The organism is Methylorubrum rhodinum (genome assembly GCF_014199935.1).
Classification (GTDB): Bacteria; Pseudomonadota; Alphaproteobacteria; order Rhizobiales; family Beijerinckiaceae; genus Methylobacterium; species Methylobacterium rhodinum.
Genome location: NZ_JACHOP010000016.1, coordinates 1 through 22,002, shown reverse-complemented (window position 1 = coordinate 22,002; position 22,002 = coordinate 1). Strand labels below are relative to the sequence as shown.

The window sequence follows — 22,002 nt, the reverse complement described above, 5'->3', positions numbered from 1 at the left end:
TACTTGCAAGATCGTGGATTTGATCTGGCAAGACGAGGCTGGGAGGCCATCGGACATGACACCTCAAAAAGGGTCGATTTTGAGGGGCGGGGCGGCGAGGAGCCTGACCCCGGCGGTAGAGAAACATGAGAAAAATCGGGTACCTACGGGTTTCAACGCAAGAGCAGCGGCCTGACCGCCAGATCGACGCGCTCGAATCGCGCTGCGACGCGCTACGCATCGAGACGGTGTCCGCCACGAGTCGCCGCAGGCCGGTCTACGACGCGCTCATGGACGAAATAGAGCCGGGGGACACCTTCGTCGTGCTCGACCTCGACCGCGCTTTCCGCTCCGTCATCGACGCTGTCAGCACAGCGGAGCGACTTCTCGCACGCGGCATCGGCTTCGAGATCGTGAACCTTCAGGTCGATACGGCGACTCCGGAGGGTATGTATGTTTACACCGTCATGAGCGCCAACGCCGCCTTCGAACGGCAGATGCTGATCAAGAGGACAAAGGAGGGGCTGGCCGCAGCACGGCGGAGAGGCAAGCGCCTCGGCCGCCCACCGAAGCTTACCGCCGCCCACCTCGAACTCGCCCGCGCCGCCCTAGCTGATCAATCGCAAACGCTCACAGCGTTAGCCCGGCAATTCGAAGTTCGACCGTGGACACTGACTCGTGCACTCGAGCGAGGCTTATCGAAAAATGTTAGCTAGCTCGAAATTTTTCCAAATATCCGGGTAAAATTCTTTCCAGATATTCATCGCCTCAATTCTAAGAATTCCGGAAAGTATTTCAGGTGGATCAGCAAAAAACTCCGGCAGACAATCAGATATTTTTTTATCCGTCATAATTCCCCATCTAGAATGCCCGCCCATTAAGGGGGATGAAATCGAATAAACAACACGACTCAATCGAGACTCACGTATCGGGAAGCTACACATTGCACACGGTTCTACCGAAGAATATAGAGTGCATCCCTCAAGGGAACTGAGACCGTATTTTAGTATTAGCGCCCGGGATATTGCCACCAGCTCAGCATGTTGCGTTACATCGCCTTTTTCAGTCACATTGTTTTCGGCTTCTACAAGTACTTTTTCGCCACACGCAATCAAGGATGCAAAGGGGTACTCCCCCCTCTTTGCTGACGAACGCGCTATCTGAAGACAGCGGGTCATGTGTCGCAAATCGATTTCCCGGGAAATCATCTGGAGTTTCCCTCTTCTGGTAGGTGCCTGATACTACCAAATGCACAAAAACAAGAAGTCAAGTACGGCGAAACGGCATCTGCGCTTGGTCGGAGTACTTCAATTTTTGACAAAATCATGTGTTTTTCGAGTTCGAGATAAGCACAATCTTCATCGATAAAATGGAAGTTATGCGAAGGTATTTTTTTGCCGATAGGCAATGTGACATAGCAGAGTGTATTAACTCCGATCTCTTCAATACCCTTGCAAAAAGTCCAGAAATTTTCCTTATCATTTAAGTGCTCGACCAACTCAGAGCCACAAATAAATAATACATTTACGGATTCTCTTTGAACAATATTTTTCGCAAATGAAATAATTGACTTTTGATCTTCCTCATATTCTATATCTGCAATAATGACACTGTCTAATTCAGATCGGTTTTGATGAACGGTTTGATTTATAAAATCATAAAAAATTTTGCAGTTTTGTTCCTTGTCAATAAGAATGGAAAATATGTCATTTCTATTAGCAAATCTTTTTTGCATTAGAAGGTAAGGTATCGAAAAGCCAACATCTATAAATAAAACATTGCGAAGCTCGTACAATTCGTCCATGAGAATGCTAATTCTTTCGCCGAACCATGTACGATTCTGCTGATTTATCCAATGCGTAAGTCTAACTTCGATGCAACTATATATTCTATTGTCGTACTTTGAATAATCCCTGTTGTAGAAATCGAGAAATTCTAAAATTTCTCTTTTATCAATCCCAAATTTGCTACCAAATCTTCGGATAAGCGTGTCATTGTTTATCATATCAGCTGCTCGGTTTTTTGATTTGTAGTCGCCCGATATGAACCATAAGTAGAACAAGAGGCAGGGATATGCCAGCCATGACTACTTTGACAAAATATTGCCCAAATATCAAATCGAAAATTGGCGCGGTTCCAGCAAAAGCAATCACAATAAATATGATGGTATCTAAGAATTGTCCCAACAATGTGCTCAGCAATGCGCGCAACCACAGCCCAGATTCTGGGTAATGTTTTTTTATCATAAAGAAAGTCCACAAATCTAAATTTTGGCTAATGATGTATGAGGCCCATCCACCTGCAACAATCCTCCATGAAGATCCAAGCGTAGTCTCAAAAGACTGCTGACCTGTCCAAAAGCTTGCAGGAGGTAATGCAATAGCAAGCTCAAAAACGACTACGGACACAATCAAAGCCGTAAGTCCTAAGCTTATCATCATTCGTGAATAAACTTTACCATACAGCTCTGCTGCCGAGTCCAGTATAATGAAGCTGGCCATGTAACTTATAACTGTTGCGCTGGCTGAAAAGCCGAAAGGCAGAGCAAATATTTTGGAACCTGCAGCATTGCTTGAAATCAATAGGGCCGTATGAAAACTCAAAAGAAAAAGAAAATATCTATCGAAGGGCATGTCTCTATTCATGAGGGCTCTCCTCGGTACCTTGCTCTCGCCAATGTTCCCACCACAAGCTGTATCTTCCGTCTGTTGTTTTTTCATGAGTTAGTTTTGTTACTAATTCTGTAGGAAGTCCAGCTATACCGGCTCTACGTAGAGATGAAATTATAATTCTAACATCGCTCTCGTCCAAAGGCGCAAATAGATCTGCAGCAGTAGAAACTACGCCCCACGGGTTGCTGGTGCGCGGATTAAATATGACGACTTTTGGCGATTCTGATACAGATACAGATGAAACGATGGCAATATATGACAATCTTTGCTGTGAAGAGGGTATTTTGCTTATTATTCTACCAAGATAGCGCGATAAAGGTTCGCAGAGTTCTGGAGGTATGAAATAGACCATTCTAGTAATCGCAATCTGCTGACTTTTTTCTCCTGTTCTAAAGAGATTTTTTTCGAGACGACTCAAATATTCTGGATCATCTAACTCGCGCGGCGATGATGTGAATAGCCACAGTTCATGCGCTGCAGGCCAAGGCCAAGGCAAAGAACTAGTTAAATTAGATGCTCGTTCGCCAATTTCATTAAATGGATCTCTTTCTGCTTCTATAGTACCCTTGAGTACGGATCTAATATACTTGTCTGACGGGCCATAAATCTCTAGAACAGAGTTTTCTAAAATTTCCGCCTTCTCGTTCTTCTCGCGTCTAAAAATACTGATGAGTTCGCTAACGCGATCTGGAGTAAAAAAAACAACTTGCTCGTTCGCCGCTGCTTGAGAAACTCGCTGCGGGGTGACGCCCAACATTTCAGCGACTTGCCGCTGGGTTATATCGAGCTTGGCAAGGAGATCTCGATCCTCTTTGGCCATACATTCTTCCTCGACCTGCAAGATCCCTTGGGGGCAGGTTAATCTAATTTACTCCTACGTCAACCCTTGCTGCGGGCGTCCCATTGGCTCTGGCCGTTCCTGACCCACTGCTTTGCGGATCAAACCTATCAAGGCAAGCACGTCGGCAAAGCCACCACCCTCACTGTCGAGATCATCCATCCGGACAAAAGGCGGAAGGGCATCCCTTGCGAGATGTTTGCCCACGGCGGCGATGGTCGTCCTTTGTGAGCGAAATCAACGCTTTCTGCCCTGCCTGCTGCGGCGTCGGCGGCCTAGTTTCGAACGCGGTTGTTACGGTCTCGATCGGCCGACTTTGTGTCTCCCGCACAAACGCTCCGTTGCGTATGAGGAGCCTATGTACAACAGAGTTTTTTTGGATCGAGTACCACGCATCAGATCTAGCACTTCTACGCGATAGAGATGCTTGAAGCACCTGAAAGGCTTGGAGCAGAAGGGTTCTGCTGTTCAAATACGTCGCCGAGTCATTGGGTGGACCCTTGACTGAATCGCCCGTGGCCGAAGGCCCGCCCTTGGCTACGAAGCTGCACCGTTGTCAGCGCTCACATTCTTTGTCTTGGCGGGTACTATGATCTTCGTCAGGTGATTCACATTGCCCTTATGAAGCGGGGAGTCACGGATAACAGCTAGATATCAAACACTACCACGGCGGACCTGCATCTAAGCGCGCCCCAGACCGCCTCGCTGGATGTCGCTGAGGCAGACTGGCGGGTCTGAGCAGATGCGAGGACTGAAAGGGCAAGGGCCCCCTCCAGAAATCCATTTACTTGCTAACTTCGGAAATTTAGTTTACACGTAGGTTTCCCAAGGGAGGAATCCGATGAGAAGCTTCCTCAAGGCGCTGCTCAATGCCGTTCTCCGCGAGTTTGTTGGCGTTGTCCTTGAACTAATTCTAAGCATATTTCCACCAAACGATCTCAATATTCCTAACAAAATTCCTGACGAAGTTCCAATAATTTCCTTCTCTATGGCAGAAAAACAATCAAAACAGATCTGTATTTAGATCAAAAATTGAAAGGCGAGCGCAAATGCTCGTCTTCTATCGCCATTACTATTATCAATGCAAACTGATTTCACATTGATTTAGTTGTATTAGTCGGTTTTCCGGCTATCTCTCGCAATAAAAACGGGGCTATCTCACAAAATATCTCGGGCAACCCGATTCGAGAGCTTGGTACTGACGTAGATATTTTCGGAAGTTTTCCCGCCAAACTGCCTGCGCTGCAGAAGCTGCCAACTGCGTCCTTCAATGCCCTGCTTAAGTTGGAACGGCGAGTAGCATTTCCGTAAGCGCACCGCCCGACTGCTGGTATGCCTGTGGTGAAGGCCGCGGTCTCCTTTGAGGCGGCGTGTCAGGCGGCGATCGGCTGAGGGTGGGGCTGGGTCCAGTTCCAGGGGAGCAAGTCGTCGAGGCCTCGGGCCGGATGATCGGGCAGCCGCGCGAGGACGTCGGCGAGCCAGGCCTGCGGGTCGACGCGGTTGAGCTTGGCGGTCTCGATCAGCGTGTAGATCCGGGCGCTACGCTCCGAGGAGGTCCCGAAGCGCTCCCGCCGCAGCCGGGCGATCTCCAGCTTCAGCTGCTCGACCGCAATCTCCGAGGCGAGCCGGGCCGCCCGCTCGGCCAAGTTCATGGCATGGGCGGCGGTGAGATCCGTGGGAAGCGGCGGGGGCTCGGGCGCGTTCGGCACACTGAAGAGATGAGCATATTCTTCAAGCGCCGTAACGCATTATCCTCAGCCGAGAGCGCTCGGACGCCAGCTCTCCTGCGGCATGCGCCAGTCGATGCCCGAGAGCAGGTAGCCAAGTTGCGCCGTCGAGATCGTAACCGCCCCGTCCGCAACGGCCGGCTACAGGAAGCGGCCGCGGTCGAGCCGCTTGGTGTAGAGGCAGCCCCCCCTGGCCGTCGTTCATATAGAAGTGGGAGCGGGTCTAACTGTGGACGCGCGGTCTGCTGATCCGTGCAGCCTGAGCGACGGCGAACGGGCCTACTTCACGACGTGGTGCCCGGCCGGCACACCGATCACGACCTTGGTCGCCATCAAGGGGCGGCGCTGGAGCATTTAGGACGCGTTCGAGACCGCAAAGACCGAACTCGAGCTCGATCACAACGAGACCCGTTCCTGGCACGGCTGGCACCGGCACGTCAGCTTGATGATGATGGCCTTCGCCCTGCTGGCGGTGATCCGTCACCATGCCAATGCCGCGCCCCCAAAAAGCAAGATCCGAACGCATCGGCGCGCCCTCTGATTCGCTGGTCCACCCAGGAAATCCGCCGCATCGCCGTGCGAATGGCGCAGCAGCGCATTCAATTTGCTCACGTCGTCGCATGGTCGCTCTGGCGAGGGCCCATCAGGCCGCCGCTCGCCAAGCCCATCTCAAACGACCGGGCGTAGACACCAAACGGGGGCGGCGCCGAAAGCCACCAAGAGAAAACCCTCCGCCTCCTCAATTAAAAACGCAACCTTAATGCCAAATAAAGCATAATTGCTACCGCTGCGCGCAAGATGTGTGTTGTCGGACAAGCCGCCAACACCCACTTGGGAAGGGGGCCTTGCAGGCCCCCGTTCCATCCCCCCGGCAGCTGCGCACCCGGCATCGAGCCTAGGGGCGACGCAGCTCCAGGGTGGCCGTGCATCGCCGCTTGGGCTATCAACTTACTTCAACGGCGACGCCGGATCTAAGGCCGCCGAATTGCTCTGCCCACGCTACACTTTACACTTCGATCGACAAGAAAAATGGACCCATCGCTTATATCCCACTTGGAAAAATTAAAAGAAGGCCTCCTCAAGCTCAAGCCTACGGGCGCTGATGGGTTCGAAGGGCTCGTCGCAGCCGTTTTGCGTGAAGTCACAGGTGTGCCCTTTCGCCTCGCAAGCAGTGGCTTGCAATTTGGTGTCGATGGCAAGCCCGTCTACGACGATGCGGCCATTTATTTTGAAGCCAAACTCTACGGCGGGCGAATAGATCGACCGGCGGTCATCACCAAAATCGCCGACCTTGCTCGAACTGGAGTTTTTGCGGATTTGGCTTGGGTGTTGTGCGCTACAACACAAGTGAGCGCTCAACTTGCCGAACATTTGCGGGCCGACGGACGTAGGAACGGTATCAGCGTTCTTATCCTGGATTGGTTGGAAAACGACATCCCACCGCTGGCCGCCGCTATAGCCATGGGCGGCGCGAGGGCTGAGGCCTTTCTCGATGCGAATTTGGCGGATGCCACGGCGCGTGCCGAAGTGAAAGCCGCTCTCGAAGCAGTTCGGCACCACGGCGATTTTGAGAGCCACACACGGCGGATACGCACCGAACTCGATGCCCCGGCGATGGCGACAGCCTTGGCGCAGGCTGGCAACGAACGATGGCTCACAAGCGCGTTCTCTGATCGCGACCGCGCACGGCGGATGTTCAATCAGCCGCTCGCGCCACGCGATGCCGGCCGAACGACCGTTCTTCAACGTCCAGCGATCGCCACGGCGCTGCGTTCTCTTTTCGAAGCACCCCCTGAGCCCATAGTCGGCGTTGTGCTCGGTCACGAAGGATGCGGAAAGTCGTGGGTAGTAGCCCAGACATGGCTTGGGTGCGATCGGAAGCCGCTGATGGTGGTGCTCGGCGCGGACGAATTCGCAGATGGCTTTTGGCAACGAGACGTGAACGATCGCCTCATCGCCAAGCTGATCGAGCAATCCGGGGATCGGTTCACGGAAGCCGGCCGCGAACGCTGGCGGCGCCGGGTGGATCAATGGCGCAGCGTGGCCGCCGCCGATCATCCTCGCCTTATGGTTATCGTGGACGGCATCAACCAAAAGCCGGAGATCGATTGGGGACGCGTTCTAGACAGTCTCGCTGCGGACCTGCATGCTCTCGGCGGTTCGCTGATCGTCACCTCGCGCACGCCGTATTTTCGTGATCGGGTCGTTGGACGGTTGGTGACGAGGCCGGTCGAGATCATTGTCCCTGAATGGACACCTGCCGAGCGTGATGACATCTTGCGCGGGCGTGGCGTTGATCCGGCAACGATCCAGCAGGACGTGGCGACGTCGCTCCAGAATCCGCGAATGCTGGGGATTGCGCTCGATATCCTCGGCCACGACATCGCAGCTTTGGAAGAACTAAGCATTAGTCGTCTGTTATTCGAACACATGCGCGCCAGCGAACGGGATGCGCCGTCGCTTCTGCCCGCAAACACCTTTGCCCGTCGTCTTCAGGAACATGCCCAGATCGTCTTGGACCGCATCCAACGCCAGCAGACAGACGACCTGCGCGTATTCGAATCTGAAGCCGAAGCGGTCGCGGATGGCCGATTTTTTCACGGCCTCGCAGGCGAGCCGGGGCGGTACGAAATCCATGAAGATGGCCTGACGCTCGCGCTGGGGTTCTCGCTTGCTGATCTTCTCCGCGTAGCCAAACGACGCGGGCGTAATCTTGAGGAGAGTCTTGCGACCGTGCTCGAACCGGTTGCGGCCCTCGACGACACGGCTGACGTTCTCCTCGCAGCTCTGAACGTAACCTCGGTCGATGACGACGCCTACGATGCAGACATCGCGGCAGCGCTCGTGAGCGCCTTCGCGGAGCTGCAAAATCCCGATCAGACCAAACATCCCGCATTTGCAGCGATGGCTCGGCGGCGGCCACAGGGTTTTCTCGCTGCTGCCGCACGCCTGTGTGCCACAGGTGGCCATCAACCAAACTTCGATTGGGTGCATGCGGCTATTCACGCCGCGCGAGACGACGATGCGGCTTGGCCGGTCATCAGCGCCGCTATTCGGTCATGGCTTTCGACGTGCTCGCTCGCGCCCGAACTCGGAATGACAAAGCGTCCTGAGCATGACGCGGCTGAGCAGGTTGAGGAAGATCGATTGAAGCGCAAGAAGGCGATTGACGATAAGCTCGCAGCGTTATCGCCTGGCGAACGGCACTTATACGATCGATTGTCCCATATCGACGAAGATCCTAGCGCGCTGTGGCGTTTAGGGCTTTATCTGCTTGCTGGTAAGCCTCTCGCACCCTTTGCCTCCGCGTTGGTCAACTGGAGTTTTGCTTACGCGCTCAACTCCCATCATAGCGCGCCATACAGCGACTTTCTCAATCTTGTCAGCCTCAATTTGGTGGATTGGAAAGCCGCTCGCATAGCCCTCGTTACTGAATGCACTGCCTTGCGGGACCGCGGCGTATCTCCAACCGGTCAATGGGCGCTGAACACGCTCTATCGTGCGACAGGTGCGCCAGAGGATGCCGAGAAAGCTCGCGTGTTGATCGATGAACTTACCAAGGACAGGCCAAAATTCGAAGGCTGGCGGCTGATTGAAAAATACTGCGCCTCCGATCCCTGTGACCCGGGTTCTGCGAAGCCCGACAACATTGGGGAGACGGCAAGCGGCTACGCGGCGATCGATCCGAGCAAGCTTCACATCCATATGGGGCTTGGGATGGAAGACCATTTCTTCCGTGACGCCCGTCCCGGCGTGGCCCGCTTCGAGCCAGCCGTTGCCGTGGGCAAACACCGCGAATATGCGCAGGACGTGCTCAACCGTACCGGCCACAAGTTGAAGCAGGGACTGTATGGCCTTCGCGCACATCATGCGCTGCTTTCGCGCGACTACGCCGACGCGCTGCTCACAAAATGGCGGGAACGCGACGCGGCGAATAGTCTCGCAGGAATATCCGAAAATGAAGCTTGGTTTACAAGCTTGTATCACATTTTGCTTGCATTCCCATTTTTGAGCTTTGAAGAGAAGCTCGAAGCCTTGATTGAAGCGAGCAAGGCGCATCAGCTGACGGTGGAAATTGTTGACATGATCGGCGCGCCTGATCAGACGATTTTTGATCGAGCTTTTGACACGGCATGGGAAGCAGGGGACGACGACCAGATTTACGTTCTGCTAGTTGTTGCCAAGGCAACTCGGATAGCACTTTCGGCAAATGTTCATCATGCGCTGCTTTCCCTCCTGACTTCGTCAACGAGCGACCGTTTGCGCACGCAGGCGCTCGGGCTTGCGGGACAGAGCGGTGATCATGCGCTTCTAACCGCCGTGGCGGGTAGCGATTGGAATGCGGCGGCCGCGACGGCGGAAAACGGCTACGAGGCTTGGTATGGTTCATGGGCACTGCTCGAAGCGGCGGCCCGCGGCATCGTGGGCGACGAAGACGCGCTGCAGCGCATCTCGCCGCGGCTGTACGGACGCGCTGTGCAAACGTTCAATGACGCCGATGCCCGGTTGTCGGTCGCGCACAGGATCGATGCCTCGATCCGCCGGGCGATCGGCTTCGATGGCATGATCACGGCCCCGGACATCGAGAAGCTCGTCCGATCTGATCGACCTGAGGAACCAAGCCTCTGCAGCCTGCGCGAACGGGAGACGCCGTCGAAAGATCTCCGGGACTTGATGCGCAAGTTGGACGAAAGCACTGAAGAATTTGAGGAAAAACAGCGTCGTAGCTATCACGCCTATGTCGAATTTGACAGGCAGCTATCCGTTGCCGATGCGCGCGTCATCGTTGACGAGCTAAGTATCGATGCCTTTAATGCGCTTGTAGCGGCAGCCCCCGACCTGGCAGACCAATGGTATCGACTTTTTGTCGCTCTACCTGATGCTCGAATTCCGCTCCTGCAGCCGTTGATGCTCGCGCTCGCCCATGTTTTTGCGGCCAATGATCCCGAGAAGGCTAAGGCGCTCTTTTCGAAGGCCGAAGACGGTCGCCCGGTCGTGCGATACGTGTACCGGGCCGGCGTTCCACTTGACGCCAAGGCGGTGTGGGACGGGGACCGCAACGACATCCTCGATCAGCAGCGCCGTGGCCGACTGGACCGCGCGACAACGGACGCGGCCCTTTTCGATGAGGTGTTGGCGGCTTCGGCGTATGGCAAGCAAGATTTTTTATCTGCATACATCGATGAAAAGGTCGGTCGTGAGGAGCCTGCCGAGATCGCTCGCGGGATCATGGTTGCTGGCTTTTCCGACGAGGGACCGCATGCGTCAGAGATACTGTCCCGCTTCGCAGACCAGCCTGGGCTCTTGGGCGCGGCCTGCCGCGCCGCCCACTATGCCTATGAACGCAACGCATGGGCGCGGCATTGGTACGCCCAGATGGCAGCAACCGAAGATACCAAAGTTTATTGGCAGTCCCAGGTGCAGTTCGAGAAAATCGTCGATACCCGTTTCGAGCTATGGCGGAATGATCACAGTGATGCGAGCTGGCCTATGAAGCAATTCCGAGCCAGCAGCATCAGCAATCTGTCGAATACGTACAGAAATCGCCAGAGCAAACGGGATAAAAAGCTCTTTGGGCGCGATGCGCCGGCTCCGATTTTCGTAACCAAGCTACTTGGATAACATTTTCCTCGAAACAACTCCATACAAACTTTTATTATTAATAAATTTTGTACCGAATTCTCTGATGAAGATAGAACCTCTTAACAATAAACTTTTCCGCGGCATCGATCATGCCGAAAACGTTGAGTACTCTAGGGCGATGGCGGGACGGCGGAGGGGGGAGCGGACCGCTCATGGGCGTCGGGCTCCGAGCCCCTCGCTGTGCCGCTCAGGATCGGGCGTCCCGCTGACACGAGGACGCGGACACATCTCCCAGCCGAGACGCCTGCCGAATTCCTGTCGATGGCGACGTACAGCTCTCGTTCTTGTAACGTTCCTGTAGTATGCTTGCGCTCCTGCATCCTTGATCCATCCCTGCCGTGCCCACGACGTCACGCATCCGTAAGAGAGTTGCAACGGACCTGGAATCGCAGGGGGCCGTCTCGCGCGTAGAGAAGATCGGGCCAACCCATGCCAAGGGATTGCACCATCTCGCGGGCGTCGGCGTGAACATCCGCCAGGGCGAGCCCTACGACGCGATGCGGGTCGACTTCGAGCTCAGTTGCGGCACGGCTGCCCTGCGCATCGCAGGACGAGATTACATCATTTCCATGCGCGCTTGCCACGTCGCCTTGGAGCGCGAGAACTGCGAGGTGGCGACTCATTCCCGCTACGAGCACCGACTCGGTAAGGGAAGCTTCGAGATCAGCGGTACGGAGACGCTCAGCAGCGGAAGGGAGCGGGACGCGGGCATCGGTATCGAGGCGTCGGTCGACGCGAACCCGTTCAAGCCTTCGTTTATCGGACGGCTGACGGGTCGCTACAAGCGCTCCGCCAGAAGGAACGAAGAACGGAAGGATGTCGTCAGGCGCGAGCCGGTCGTCGACCTCATCGTCACGTCCGGCCAGGACCGCTGGCAAGTCGGGGATCCGGCGCGTGGCGATGCCCGTAGGGACGACGGCCGGCTCCAGGGCACGTATTTCGGGGAGGAACGCGACAAGGACGGTGAGGTGCGCGAGCTCTGCGTTGTCGCAAGGGGTAGTGCGTCGCTACCGGTTGTCCTCACCGCCACCGTGTCGGCATCGTTCGGTCACGTCTTCGTGCATGGTCCAGCCGGACCCGTCGAGGAGGCGGACCGCACGGGCGCGGAGGCCGCGTTGCGCCAGCGGTCGTCGAAGGCGGCCAGGGAGCATTCGGCAGCGAAGGTCGACCTTAGGGCGAGGGTGGCCGGCCTCGTCATGGCGAAGGCGCTTGGCGAGGCGCAGCGCGACGCCGGCTTCCCAGTCGCCGACGGCGAATTCCTGATCGCCGTCCAGTCGCTCGCCGTACCGCTTGAGCGGGCGCAACCCGACGGGGACGATCCGTGACGCCCCTCGACGCCGTATGCATCCCATCCAGAGCGCTCGACCGCGTCGCCGCGGTGTGGGACGCCACTGAGGTGACGCTCAGGGCGCTGGTGGCAGCCGGCGGGCTCGATCCTGCGGCGGACTTCCGGCACCGCGACCTGCGGGGTTGGCCTCTGGGGGGCGAGGATGTCCGCGGGTTCGATTTCACCGGGTCGGATCTCAGATCGACAGGCTTCGAGACCGCAATGGTCGACGCAACGACCATCCTGGATGGTACGACTCTCGACCCGGCGGCGCGCAACCGCAAGACCGCTCCGGCAGCGCGCGTGCGCGCCCGCCGGGCGGTCCCGCCCGAGGGCGGTTACACAAAGGTGCGCGTCCCGGACCTTTCCGACGCGGAATTGGTCGATCGGACGTTTGTCATCGCAGATCCGCTCGCGTTGGAGAACGTGACGCAGGGGGCACCACCGGCCGACCAATGGCTGACCTACGAGGGCCGGTACGAGGTCGGAGCCATGGTCGCGTGCGCCTTTGCGCATCGGCACAAGCGCGGCTATGTCTTCCGGGACGAGGCGGACCGGCGCTACCTGATCGGTCACGAGTGCGGTGCCAAGCATTTCGGCTTGGGGAACTGGCAATCCTTCACTGCGGGCCGGGAGCGGCTGGAGGAACGCGGTTCCTATCTCCGGGTGATCCGCGATCTCGCCGACACGTTGCGCGCCCATCGTGACTGGATAGCGGGGCTGCCGAAAAACCCGGCGGTCCGGGCTTTCGACGCGTTGAGGGTCGACCTGCGGACGCTCTACCCTGGGCTAGTGTCGGCAGCCAAGTCGGTCATCTCCCGCCACGACGGCATCCTGGCCGTGACCGTCGAGGCACGCGACTATGCTGCCGAGGAAAGGCGGCGGGAGCGCGAGCAGGAAGCGCGCGAATGGTACGCCAGCCTCGGCGAGCGCGAGCGGGCCGAGTTCCACGCTAGAGGCGGCCGCGCCCCTGCGGTAGACAAAAGCCCCCTGAGGAAGCGCGAGACCCGCGCGCTCGGAACGCTGAGGGGCAGCGTGCTCTTCTCGAATTCGCCGGCGCTCGGCCAAGCCATGAGGGAGGTGCTTCCACTCGTGGACGCATTCCTTGCGATGCCGCGGACGCCGACGACGCGACGAGACTTGCTCGGTGTGACGCGCAACGCACGGGAACTCGTGACGCGCGTCCTAAGGGTGCGAGATTCCGTGCTCGATGCGGTTGAATTCTTCGACCGGGATAATCTGGAACGCGTCGCTCAATGGGCCGACGCGCTGCACATCGACGGACAGCGCTATGTGGCCGCCGCGGGCCGTGTGGATGCCGAACGGATCGAGGGGGGACAGCGACGGTCACTCATATGCCCCCCGGACCTGCGGCCGATGGACAACGAGCCCTTCGACCGCGTCGGAACCGCCGTCAACTCGGTGTCCAGACGCGCGGAGGGTTCGCGCCAATCATAGGCACCGATTGTCACCGATCAGTCCTGCAGGTAGCGCCCGGTCGCTGTATCAAAATGGACCTCCTTGTTGGTCAGCGCGGTAATCCACACCTCGACGGCCGTCCAGTGCTAGTCAGGCTGGTTGTCGTCTCCCGCCGTACCCGTCCTTTCACGCTTGCTTCAGGCAGTAGAGCAGACTTTCGAAATGGTGACGCGCGTCGTCGGCCATGGATAGGCGTTCGTACACGGCATTGCCGGCAAGGCGCTGCGTCTTGAAGGCGTGGAGGTCACTCCGGCCGGCGCGCCGTTCAAGTCCGGCCTTCGGCCCCTGACGGCTTCGGGACTTGAGCGCCGCACCGGCCGGAGTAATTTGGCTGCCATCGCATCGACGCCTCAGAAGGCGTCGATGACGCCATTCTCTATGGCCTTAAAAGGAAGGGCCGGATCGTCGGCGACGCTTGTGGGGTTCATCGGTGTGTGGCCCGACCTCAGCCGTCATATCCACCTGCTTCATCGAGTCGATTTCGACGAAATCTCGCTTGAGCCACGTCAGTTCGTCCAGGTGGGCGCTGCGAGTGGCGCGTAGCTCGTTCCGAAGCTCGCGCCGACAGGCAAGCTGCCGGTCTATCAAGGCCTGACGCTCGACGGCATCGCGCCGCGCTGCGGCGTCCGTCTCAATCTCGTTCTGCCGCCGGAGTTTGGCATGACGGCCGACGACCCGGTCCCAAATCCCGAGCAGCCCTTTCCGGAGCCGCTGGCTCCTTGTGCGCGCCTCCTCGACGCTGCGGCGTGCCTGTGCATCCGCAAGATCGCGGCGCTCGCCCCGCTGCGACACGACCATCCTGCGCCGCTTGGCTTCGAGGCGGGCAGCTGCTTCCTCGAACTCCCGTGTGGTCTCGTCCGCAAAGCCGGTCAGCTTCTCATTGAGACGAGCCGCTATCTGCGCCCGAACCTCGGCCACGGGTCTCAGCATCGCGCCATCGCCAAACCGCGCGCGCACCGCCTTGGTCGGGATGCCGGCCCAGCGCGCCACCGCGTAGACCTCGCCCCGGAAATCGACCGCGACGACTCCCCGGCGGTCGCCACGCGCGAGCATGAGACCGCGCGCGTCGAGCGCGTGCTGAAAGCCGGCAGCCGAGTCCGACGCCGCCCAGCATTCTTGGAAGAGGGCCTTCAGGGCACGCGCATCCTGCTCGGTCCGGCGGGCCTGCTGCCACTCCGCCCGGCTGACGTTCAGCGGATCGCGCTCCGCGCTGTCGATCAGCCCGGCCGGCATCCGCCAGCCATGCTCGATGTAGAGCTTACGCGAGACATCACGTAGCTTCACCTTAAAATGCGAAAGGTTGATCGCTCGCATGCGCTCGGGGTCAATGCGCGACCAGACGCAATGTGCATGGCGGCGGCCTTCCTTCTCGTGGAAGACGATGGCCCGCGGCTGACCGGCGAGGCCGACCTTCGCCTCGATGTCCGTGATCGCCTTCTCGAACACCTCGACCCGGACCGATTCGCGCTCCGGCGGACTGAGGCTGAGCGAGAAAAGGAACTGCGTGCATCGCGTGCCGCGGCTGAGGGCGTAGGATTCATTGAAGGCGTCCACGAGATTGTCGGCGACGAATCCGCGAAGCTCGTGGACGCTCACGTGCTCGTTGTCGCGCTCGTTGAGCAGGTGCCAAGCCAGCTGCTTGGCACCCGCGCGCTGGCTGGCCTTAAGGATCACCGCGACCGGCCCTCGATCAGGCCGAGAGCCGCGACCAATTGGTCGCGCATCGAGCGGACATGCGCGCAGGCCTTTTCGATATCGGTCAACGTCGGCGGATCGAGAGGCAGGCACCCTGTGCGAGCCTCGCTCGCGAGCCGGTTCAGGTTGTAGGCGATGCCGGACTGGCCGAGAAGGCCGAGAACCCGCGCCAAGGCTTCCTGATCCGCGACCGGTCGATGCGAGCGCCGCTTGCGGGGAGCTGTGTCACCGGAAAACAGGACCTTGCGGACGTAGGCACTCAGCGACATGTCAGCGGCGGCGGCTTGGAGCCGGTCAAGCTCGGCTTCGGTGAAGCGCAGCGTAAGGCGGGGGGAAGGCTTGGCCGTTCGCCTCGGCGATGTGGCACCTGCCTCGAAGGCTTGCCGGAGCGTGGTCTGGGGTTTTTGGTGATCGGGCCTCATGGCTGGGGCCCTCCGAAATCAACCTTCTGCTTCGACAGGCAGGTGTTCCAATCCGCCAAAGTCTCGAAGAGCGCGTTCGACGTTTCTCCGTCCAGGCGCGCCAGCTGGCGCTTAACGTGTTGTCAGCTTAGAAATTGTTGGTTTTCAGGTGCTTGCCCCTCGGCGCGTGCTACACTCGCGTGCTACGGGACCAAGTACGATGGGCCGCATGAAGTTCGTTCAGCGCCGCGCTGGCCGGTACGAGTTTCGCTTTCCTCTGCCCGACGACCTCTCCGGCAAACCGGTCGCACCGCCGTGGCCGGATACGCTGGCGTTACTCGTCAATGTGCGAACCGGGCGCTTCAAGACCGAGCTCATCCGTTCGCTGAAAACCAACGATGGCCCGACGGCCGATCGACGGGTTCTGGCCCACATCGCCGAGGCGCAACGGCTCATCGATCAAGCGCGGCGCTTCCTGCGCGATGGACCGGTCGCGGGCATCAATGCGGACCAGATCGGTGCCCTGGCACGCGATCACCAGATCCATCTCCTCGGCCAAGACGAAGCCATCCGCACGAAGGGCCTCGGCCTCGACTTGGCGCGTGACGAGGAGCCACCGCATGACGGCCTCGGCATGACGCTCGACGATGTGCGCACCTACCGAATGCTCGTCGATGAGCTGGATCGCTACACCCGGCAGCAGGCGGCGCAAATGCGACCGGGCGCGTCCACGAGCGCCTTCGTTAATCGCGCGGTCGAGGCGCAGGGCATCGTCCTCGCGCCGGACGATCCTGCGTGGCGTCAGCTCGAACTCGCCTTCGTCAAAGCGCAGCGCGATGCCTTGGCGGGCATACAGGCCCGCCTCAACGGCGACGAGGTCGCAACGCCCGAGCGACCAGTGGAACTGAATGGTTTGACCCTGACCGCTGCGCTACGGCTTTGGGCGGAAGCCGGCGGCGCCGGAGCGAGGAAACCGCAACCGTCCTCCATTGCTGAGGCCGAGCGAGCGGTGCGGCGCTTCGTCGAGCTGCACGGCGACATGCCGATCAGCGCCATCACCAAGGCGCACGCGCGCGCTTTCCGCGACGCTCTGGTCCGGCTGCCGAAGGCTCTCCCAGCCCGGCTCGGACGGCTGCCGCTGCCGGAGCTGCTGAAGCAGGATCTTGGCAAGTATCCCCGGCGCAACGCGCAAACCATCAACAAGACCCTGGCGCTGCTCAGCGGCGCGCTCGCGCGCGCCGAGCGTGACGGGCATTTCGAAGCGTTACCAGCCTGGACCAACCCGTTCCACGTCGGCTTCGACGTCGCTCCCGCCGAACGAGAGCCTTACGAACCGTTCAGCATAGCCGAACTGCAACGTCTGTTCGCCTCGCCCGTCTTTGCACGCGGCGAGCGGCCCGTCGGTGGGCGGGGAGAGGCGGCCTACTGGTTCCCCCTGATCGCCCTGTTCAGCGGTGCCCGCCGCACCGAGATCGCGCAGTTGAAGATCGGAGACATCCGGCAGGGCGACGGCGGGATCTGGTACTTCGACATCACCAACGAAGGCGCCGACCAAAATCTAAAGACGGCATCATCGGCTCGCTCCGTGCCGATCCACCACGAGTTGCTTCGGCTCGGGATGGTGGACATGGTCACCGACCGGGCGAAACGGCATTCTCCCAAGGCACCTCTCTGGCCGGCTTTTGCCCCGCCCATCGATGCAAAGACCAAGGCGTGGACGAAGTGGTTCGGACGCTATCTCGGCGAGCACGTCGTCGATCACTCCGCCAAGACGTTTCACTCGTTTCGCCATACCTTCAAGCGCGCGTGCCGCGACGCGGGATTGAGCGAGGAGGTGCACAATGCGTTGACAGGCCACGCTGGCGGGGGCGTGGGCCGCCGATATGGCCGAGAACGACGGGCTGATGGTACTCTCGACTGCGGCATTTCACTCGCCCGCCTTAGCGCCGAAATGGACAAAATCGCATACAAAGAAATTTTTTCTACATGATATCTAATCGAATATGCGAGATTGCAGAAAAAAATTGTACACGGTTATCGGGATCAACCTACCTTCGACCGTAAAGGATTTCAATGAGCGATCCCCCGAAAGGCTCGCATATTTTGGTTTCTTCTTAAAGTCGGTTTTCAACGTCAATGAACTCAGGATCCGAATGCCACAAACACCCAATCAGGCAGCATAAAATTTTTGCGTCGATATTAAGGCTTAAATTATAACTTGTCTTTCCGACACATACTGTAAAATTGTTTGCGGCCAAGGTAGCAAATTACATGATATGTATTGACGCCTCAGAACCTATCCGTCACGCCACTTTCAAGGTTGGTTCGAAGAAACGTAACGTTAGAGAGCGGCCAAGCTTTCCTTGCTACGTGAACCACGGTAGTGTCGTGAGACAGCGTCCGCGCTCGCGAGAAGCAGGGGCAAATGCTTTGGGCGAGTTTTACACGAGTAAGTTGAGAATACGAGCGCCATGACGACCAATATCACATGCGTCTCACAAGACCCTGCGCCTGTAAGATATTTTGAGTACAAGATATTTTCCCAATAATGCTTTGAAGCATCAAGGCCGGAGGGACGATCATGGTCAATACAGTATGGGGTGTTACGAAAAAACCAGTTTCTAGTCAGCGCCTTGCAAGTTATTTTGAGCAAAAATGTGCAAGACCATGGATATCTTTATATTGGCTATCCAGTAATCGCTACGCCGGAAGGCGCTTATCCGATCGACGCGTTGTGGATAAGCCGCACGAATGGTGTCGTCATTTTCAACTTAGTCGAAGGCCGCGACGTTGCAGAATATGGTGAAACACAGGACGAAAGCGCAAACAAGCTCGAAACAAAACTTAGGAGTCATAAGTCATTGATGCGTGGCCGTGATCTTATAGCCACGCCGAATGTTATAACTTATGCTCCGATGCTGGCTGGAAGTCCGGATGTCGACGAAACTTATCCTCTTTGCAACGATAACAATTTGAAATCTGCGTTAGATAGGATTGTTTGGCGTGATGCGGGTGCATTTGAAAGTGCAGTTTCTGTTATACAATCAATTTCGACTATCAGACGCGGCAAGCGTAACAGGGGCGTTCTGACTGAAACGTCGCGGGGAGCTAAACTTAAGGCCATCGAAGATTCGATTGCTAATCTCGATGATATGCAGGGACGTGCGGTAATCGAAACGGTAGAAGGCGTACAGAGGATAAGAGGATTAGCAGGCTCTGGCAAAACAATTGTGCTTGCTTTGAAGGCGGCCTACCTTCATGCGCAGTTTCCAGATTGGAAAATTGCCGTTACATTCAATACGCGATCGCTCAAAGATCAGTTTAAGCGTTTGATTAATACATTCGTTCTTGAGCAATCCGGTGAAGAGCCCATCTGGGAAAATCTGCGCGTAATAAATGCTTGGGGCGGCCCTGGAGACTCCGAAAGATCGGGTGTCTATTATATGTTCTGCCAAGCAAACGGTTGCGAGTACTTGGACCTCCGAAGTGCTAAGAGCTATTTTCCAACTGGAAAAGAGTTCGACAATGTCTGCGAGCGCGCTTTGCAGCAAACGACGAATCGTTCGCCGATATTTGACGTGGTACTGATCGATGAGGCTCAGGATTTCGCGCCTAGTTTTCTAAGAATGTGTTACGAAAGCTTGACGGAAAATAAGAGATTAGTGTACGCTTATGACGAATTGCAGTCTCTCAACGAAAAGTCGCTTCCATCGCCTGAAGAAATATTCGGTCGGGATAATGACGGCACGCCGAGAGTTAGGTTCGTAGCCGAGCAAAAAGGGCAGCCTAAGCAGGACATCATACTTGAGAAGTGTTATCGTAACTCGCGGCCTCTCTTGGCGACGGCTCACGCACTTGGTTTCGGCATTTATAGGAGTCCTGATCCGACCACAAAAACTGGGCTCATACAGATGTTTGATCAAAGCCAGCTGTGGATGGACGTGGGTTATGATGTCATGGATGGAGCCCTCGAAGACGGGCAGAGGGTACAGCTTGGCCGTTCGGATAGAACGAGTCCTAAGTTCCTTGAAAATCACTCTGATATTAATGACTTAATTCAATTTTATTGTTTCGATAATAAGGACGATCAAGCTGAATGGCTAGCTCAATCGATTAAAAATAATCTCACGGAAGATGAGCTTCAGCATGATGACATTATTGTTATCAATCCGGACCCTTTGACTACAAGAAAAGAAGTCGGAAAAACACGGCGTCGATTGTGGGAATTGGAAATCAATAGCCATCTTGCGGGCGTTGATACTTCTGCAGACGTTTTTTTCGATGCGAGCAATAAATCTGTTGCATTTACTGGAGTTTTTCGCGCCAAGGGTAATGAAGCGGGAATGGTATACATTATCAATGCAGATGATTGCGCCTATTCTTTCGGAAGTCTGGCGCGCGTTCGGAATCAGCTCTTTACGTGTATTACACGCAGCAAGGCATGGGTTCGGGTGCTTGGCGTTGGTGCTGGCATGCAAACACTCATCGAGGAATTTTCTCACGTACAGGCAAAAAGTTTTACCCTGGATTTCACGTATCCAACAGCTGAACAACGTAAGTATCTTAATATTGTCAATCGCGACATGACAGAGGAAGAAAAACGAAGTGTTAAAAGTCAATCAAAAAATATTCGTAGGCTCAATGATGATGTAGAAGCTGGGCGGATAAGGCTCGAAGACCTTCCTGAGCGGGAAATCGAGCGTCTTCGTGCAATGCTGCTGAAGGGGCCGACCAATGGGACTGCCTGAAAATATTTATAAGGAAGTCACAAAATTAACCGGAGAACTAATTGAGGCTGGATTGTGTGATGTTCAAAGCTATCCTATTTTGAGGACCGTTGGACATAAAACATGCGAGATAACATTTTCTGAGGATCACGATCTAGCTTATATTTTGAAAAATATTCCGTACAATGAAGTCTACGAAGAAATTAAGCGCAACAAATCATACAACTTATATATGGCAGATGGCGGCATTATACAAATACAATATTTAGTTCGAGATGGAGAAATAATCAAGCACCGTCTTGCATTTTTTCCATCCCCAAGCCTTGAGGAATATCAAAATAATCCTGATATATACGAAAATGATGAGATTTATGCCGATGTATTGATGAAAAATGTTGTAACATCTCCTATTCGATTTGACTTTGATAGGGAGGCATTCGTCGAAGGTAGCCATCCCATGTCTCATCTGACCATTGGCCAGTACAAAAATTGCCGAATCCCCGTAGGGGGACCTATAAGTCCGTATCTTTTCCTACATTTCGTATTAAGTTCGTTCTATAATACGGCCTATAATAAATGCAGCAACTCGCTGACTGTGTTCGAGTGTTCATATTCCTCCACAATTACGACAAGCGAAGCTCGCAATATTCATATAATGGCATCATTCAAATGAGGTTGTTTTGCGACACAGGATGATTGTTGTGTATTTTTGCTGAGCTCATAAATAATGATTACGTAGAGCAGACATGCTGATCATCGCTGTTTAAATATTTGAATTACATACTTGTTAATTCAGCTTATCGAACAGAATTATCACAATTTGCAGCGTCTTCTATTGCCCGAAATGCCTGGTAGAATCAGCCAATAGTCCTGATCGTGCTTGTTGCTGTTCTGCGACAACTGGAAGACGCTTAAGACAGGATTCGGCGCAACCTTCGTCGCTTCACGATGGATCACAGCGGTGGTACACAGGGGATGTACGTGATGCGCTAAGTGGCTGTTTTATAAAGTCATTCCGATGCGGATGACTTGTCCTTTCCTGAGCACCACCAGAGGCCCAATACGCTTATCAGCGTAAGTTGCAAAAGCATTAAATGGCTCAGGACCGTGAGTTGACGGAAGCCGAGCTTGGCTCCGGCGCTCGCTGGGCGAGCTGACATCCGTGGCGTCGGTCCTGCCAAACGACTTACCCAGCGCGACGACGAGTCTTCGCCTTTCGTGGGGTCCGCGCCGCCGGGCTGCGCTTGGCCGATGTCTCGGCTGAAGGCTTGAGCTTCCGCGCAGACCGCTGCGTTTCGGACATCCGCGGCTGCCCTTGGGGTGCATGCGCATCGAGGAAGCGGCGGCATACGTCGAAGCTCGACGCGAGGTTGGCGGGATACGCAATGCCATGCTGCTCGGCGAGGCTGCGCGCGTAGCGCACCATCGCCTCACTCGGGGTGCGCTCGGCCCCCGAATCGGTGATTGACCCCGCTTGCGCCGCACGGGGGCCCGCATGTCCGTCGAGGAACGTG

15 protein-coding genes and 3 pseudogenes are annotated in these 22,002 nt (G+C 56.3%); 10 read left to right on the top strand and 8 right to left on the bottom strand.

Annotated elements, in window-relative coordinates:
* Positions 1-125: 125 nt before the first annotated feature.
* The gene (locus HNR00_RS16660) at positions 126-695 is read left to right on the top strand and encodes a recombinase family protein (protein WP_183571312.1); all 570 of its coding nucleotides are present in this window, start codon (positions 126-128) and stop codon (positions 693-695) included.
* Here HNR00_RS16660 and HNR00_RS16655 read toward each other — a convergent pair.
* From HNR00_RS16655 to HNR00_RS16640, 4 genes are all read right to left on the bottom strand, one after another.
* Positions 675-1,187, bottom strand: a complete 513-nt coding sequence (locus tag HNR00_RS16655) for a nucleoside deaminase (RefSeq protein ID WP_376770392.1) — start codon at positions 1,185-1,187, stop codon at positions 675-677. The two genes, HNR00_RS16660 and HNR00_RS16655, sit on opposite strands and share 21 nt — an antisense overlap.
* On the bottom strand, positions 1,184-1,783 hold the full coding sequence (locus HNR00_RS16650; RefSeq protein WP_183571308.1) for a hypothetical protein: 600 nt from the start codon (positions 1,781-1,783) through the stop codon (positions 1,184-1,186). The genes HNR00_RS16655 and HNR00_RS16650 overlap by 4 nt, the downstream gene beginning before the upstream one ends.
* A 202-nt stretch (positions 1,784-1,985) precedes the next feature.
* The gene (locus HNR00_RS16645) at positions 1,986-2,624 is read right to left on the bottom strand and encodes a queuosine precursor transporter (RefSeq protein ID WP_183571306.1); all 639 of its coding nucleotides are present in this window, start codon (positions 2,622-2,624) and stop codon (positions 1,986-1,988) included.
* On the bottom strand, positions 2,617-3,471 hold the full coding sequence (locus HNR00_RS16640; protein WP_183571304.1) for a helix-turn-helix transcriptional regulator: 855 nt from the start codon (positions 3,469-3,471) through the stop codon (positions 2,617-2,619). Before HNR00_RS16640 ends, HNR00_RS16645 begins: the two co-directional genes overlap by 8 nt.
* Positions 3,472-3,537: 66 nt before the next feature.
* Here HNR00_RS16640 and HNR00_RS16635 point away from each other — a divergent pair.
* Both HNR00_RS16635 and HNR00_RS16630 read left to right on the top strand, forming a co-directional pair.
* Positions 3,538-3,672, top strand: a pseudogene (locus tag HNR00_RS16635) (IS5/IS1182 family transposase); the annotation flags it as partial.
* A gap of 658 nt (positions 3,673-4,330) precedes the next feature.
* Positions 4,331-4,513, top strand: a complete 183-nt coding sequence (locus HNR00_RS16630; RefSeq protein WP_183571302.1) for a hypothetical protein — start codon at positions 4,331-4,333, stop codon at positions 4,511-4,513.
* Positions 4,514-4,862: 349 nt separating this feature from the next.
* Here the strand turns inward: HNR00_RS16630 and HNR00_RS26150 are convergent, their stop codons facing one another.
* Positions 4,863-5,141, bottom strand: coding sequence for a transposase domain-containing protein (locus HNR00_RS26150; protein WP_246390752.1), 279 nt, complete (start codon positions 5,139-5,141; stop codon positions 4,863-4,865).
* Between the two features lie 302 nt (positions 5,142-5,443).
* On the opposite strand from HNR00_RS26150, the pseudogene HNR00_RS16615 reads away from it, so the two are divergent.
* The 4 genes and pseudogenes from HNR00_RS16615 to HNR00_RS16600 all read left to right on the top strand — a co-directional run.
* Positions 5,444-5,757, top strand: a pseudogene (locus HNR00_RS16615) (IS701 family transposase); the annotation flags it as partial.
* A gap of 488 nt (positions 5,758-6,245) precedes the next feature.
* On the top strand, positions 6,246-10,838 hold the full coding sequence (locus tag HNR00_RS16610; protein WP_183571300.1) for a hypothetical protein: 4,593 nt from the start codon (positions 6,246-6,248) through the stop codon (positions 10,836-10,838).
* 485 nt (positions 10,839-11,323) lie between these two features.
* Positions 11,324-12,184, top strand: a complete 861-nt coding sequence (locus tag HNR00_RS16605; protein WP_312886073.1) for a hypothetical protein — start codon at positions 11,324-11,326, stop codon at positions 12,182-12,184.
* Positions 12,181-13,644 carry a hypothetical protein gene (locus tag HNR00_RS16600; protein ID WP_183571298.1) on the top strand — a complete coding sequence of 488 codons (1,464 nt, stop codon included), beginning with the start codon at positions 12,181-12,183 and terminating at the stop codon, positions 13,642-13,644. The genes HNR00_RS16605 and HNR00_RS16600 overlap by 4 nt, the downstream gene beginning before the upstream one ends.
* Before the next feature lie 405 nt (positions 13,645-14,049).
* Here the strand turns inward: HNR00_RS16600 and HNR00_RS16595 are convergent, their stop codons facing one another.
* On the bottom strand, positions 14,050-15,339 hold the full coding sequence (locus tag HNR00_RS16595; RefSeq protein ID WP_183571295.1) for a relaxase/mobilization nuclease domain-containing protein: 1,290 nt from the start codon (positions 15,337-15,339) through the stop codon (positions 14,050-14,052).
* A complete protein-coding gene (locus HNR00_RS16590) occupies positions 15,336-15,782 on the bottom strand; it encodes a hypothetical protein (RefSeq protein WP_210306527.1) in 447 nt (148 codons plus the stop codon). Before HNR00_RS16590 ends, HNR00_RS16595 begins: the two co-directional genes overlap by 4 nt.
* Positions 15,783-15,990: 208 nt before the next feature.
* On the opposite strand from HNR00_RS16590, the gene HNR00_RS16585 reads away from it, so the two are divergent.
* The 3 genes from HNR00_RS16585 to HNR00_RS16575 all read left to right on the top strand — a co-directional run bounded on the left by HNR00_RS16585 (position 15,991) and on the right by HNR00_RS16575 (position 21,161).
* Positions 15,991-17,751: a site-specific integrase gene (locus HNR00_RS16585; RefSeq protein WP_183571293.1), complete on the top strand. Its 1,761-nt coding sequence runs from the start codon at positions 15,991-15,993 to the stop codon at positions 17,749-17,751.
* A 610-nt stretch (positions 17,752-18,361) separates the two neighbouring features.
* Entirely contained in the window at positions 18,362-20,509 is a 2,148-nt protein-coding gene (locus HNR00_RS25960; RefSeq protein WP_210306526.1) for a DEAD/DEAH box helicase, read from the top strand.
* Positions 20,496-21,161, top strand: coding sequence for a DUF2290 domain-containing protein (locus HNR00_RS16575; RefSeq protein WP_183571291.1), 666 nt, complete (start codon positions 20,496-20,498; stop codon positions 21,159-21,161). The genes HNR00_RS25960 and HNR00_RS16575 overlap by 14 nt, the downstream gene beginning before the upstream one ends.
* Before the next feature lie 513 nt (positions 21,162-21,674).
* On the opposite strand, the pseudogene HNR00_RS25345 reads toward HNR00_RS16575, so the two are convergent.
* Positions 21,675-22,002: pseudogene (locus tag HNR00_RS25345) on the bottom strand (DNA topoisomerase); the annotation flags it as partial.

What these genes read in the sequence shown, in the direction of transcription:
- HNR00_RS16660 (WP_183571312.1), top strand. Translation starts at nt 126, where the DNA reads ATGAGAAAAATCGGGTACCTACGGGTTTCAACGCAAGAGCAGCGGCCT.
- HNR00_RS16655 (WP_376770392.1), bottom strand. Translation starts at nt 1,187, where the DNA reads ATGATTTCCCGGGAAATCGATTTGCGACACATGACCCGCTGTCTTCAG.
- HNR00_RS16650 (WP_183571308.1), bottom strand. Translation starts at nt 1,783, where the DNA reads ATGGACGAATTGTACGAGCTTCGCAATGTTTTATTTATAGATGTTGGC.
- HNR00_RS16645 (WP_183571306.1), bottom strand. Translation starts at nt 2,624, where the DNA reads ATGAATAGAGACATGCCCTTCGATAGATATTTTCTTTTTCTTTTGAGT.
- HNR00_RS16640 (WP_183571304.1), bottom strand. Translation starts at nt 3,471, where the DNA reads ATGGCCAAAGAGGATCGAGATCTCCTTGCCAAGCTCGATATAACCCAG.
- HNR00_RS16630 (WP_183571302.1), top strand. Translation starts at nt 4,331, where the DNA reads ATGAGAAGCTTCCTCAAGGCGCTGCTCAATGCCGTTCTCCGCGAGTTT.
- HNR00_RS26150 (WP_246390752.1), bottom strand. Translation starts at nt 5,141, where the DNA reads ATGAACTTGGCCGAGCGGGCGGCCCGGCTCGCCTCGGAGATTGCGGTC.
- HNR00_RS16610 (WP_183571300.1), top strand. Translation starts at nt 6,246, where the DNA reads ATGGACCCATCGCTTATATCCCACTTGGAAAAATTAAAAGAAGGCCTC.
- HNR00_RS16590 (WP_210306527.1), bottom strand. Translation starts at nt 15,782, where the DNA reads ATGAGGCCCGATCACCAAAAACCCCAGACCACGCTCCGGCAAGCCTTC.
- HNR00_RS16585 (WP_183571293.1), top strand. Translation starts at nt 15,991, where the DNA reads ATGAAGTTCGTTCAGCGCCGCGCTGGCCGGTACGAGTTTCGCTTTCCT.
- HNR00_RS16575 (WP_183571291.1), top strand. Translation starts at nt 20,496, where the DNA reads ATGGGACTGCCTGAAAATATTTATAAGGAAGTCACAAAATTAACCGGA.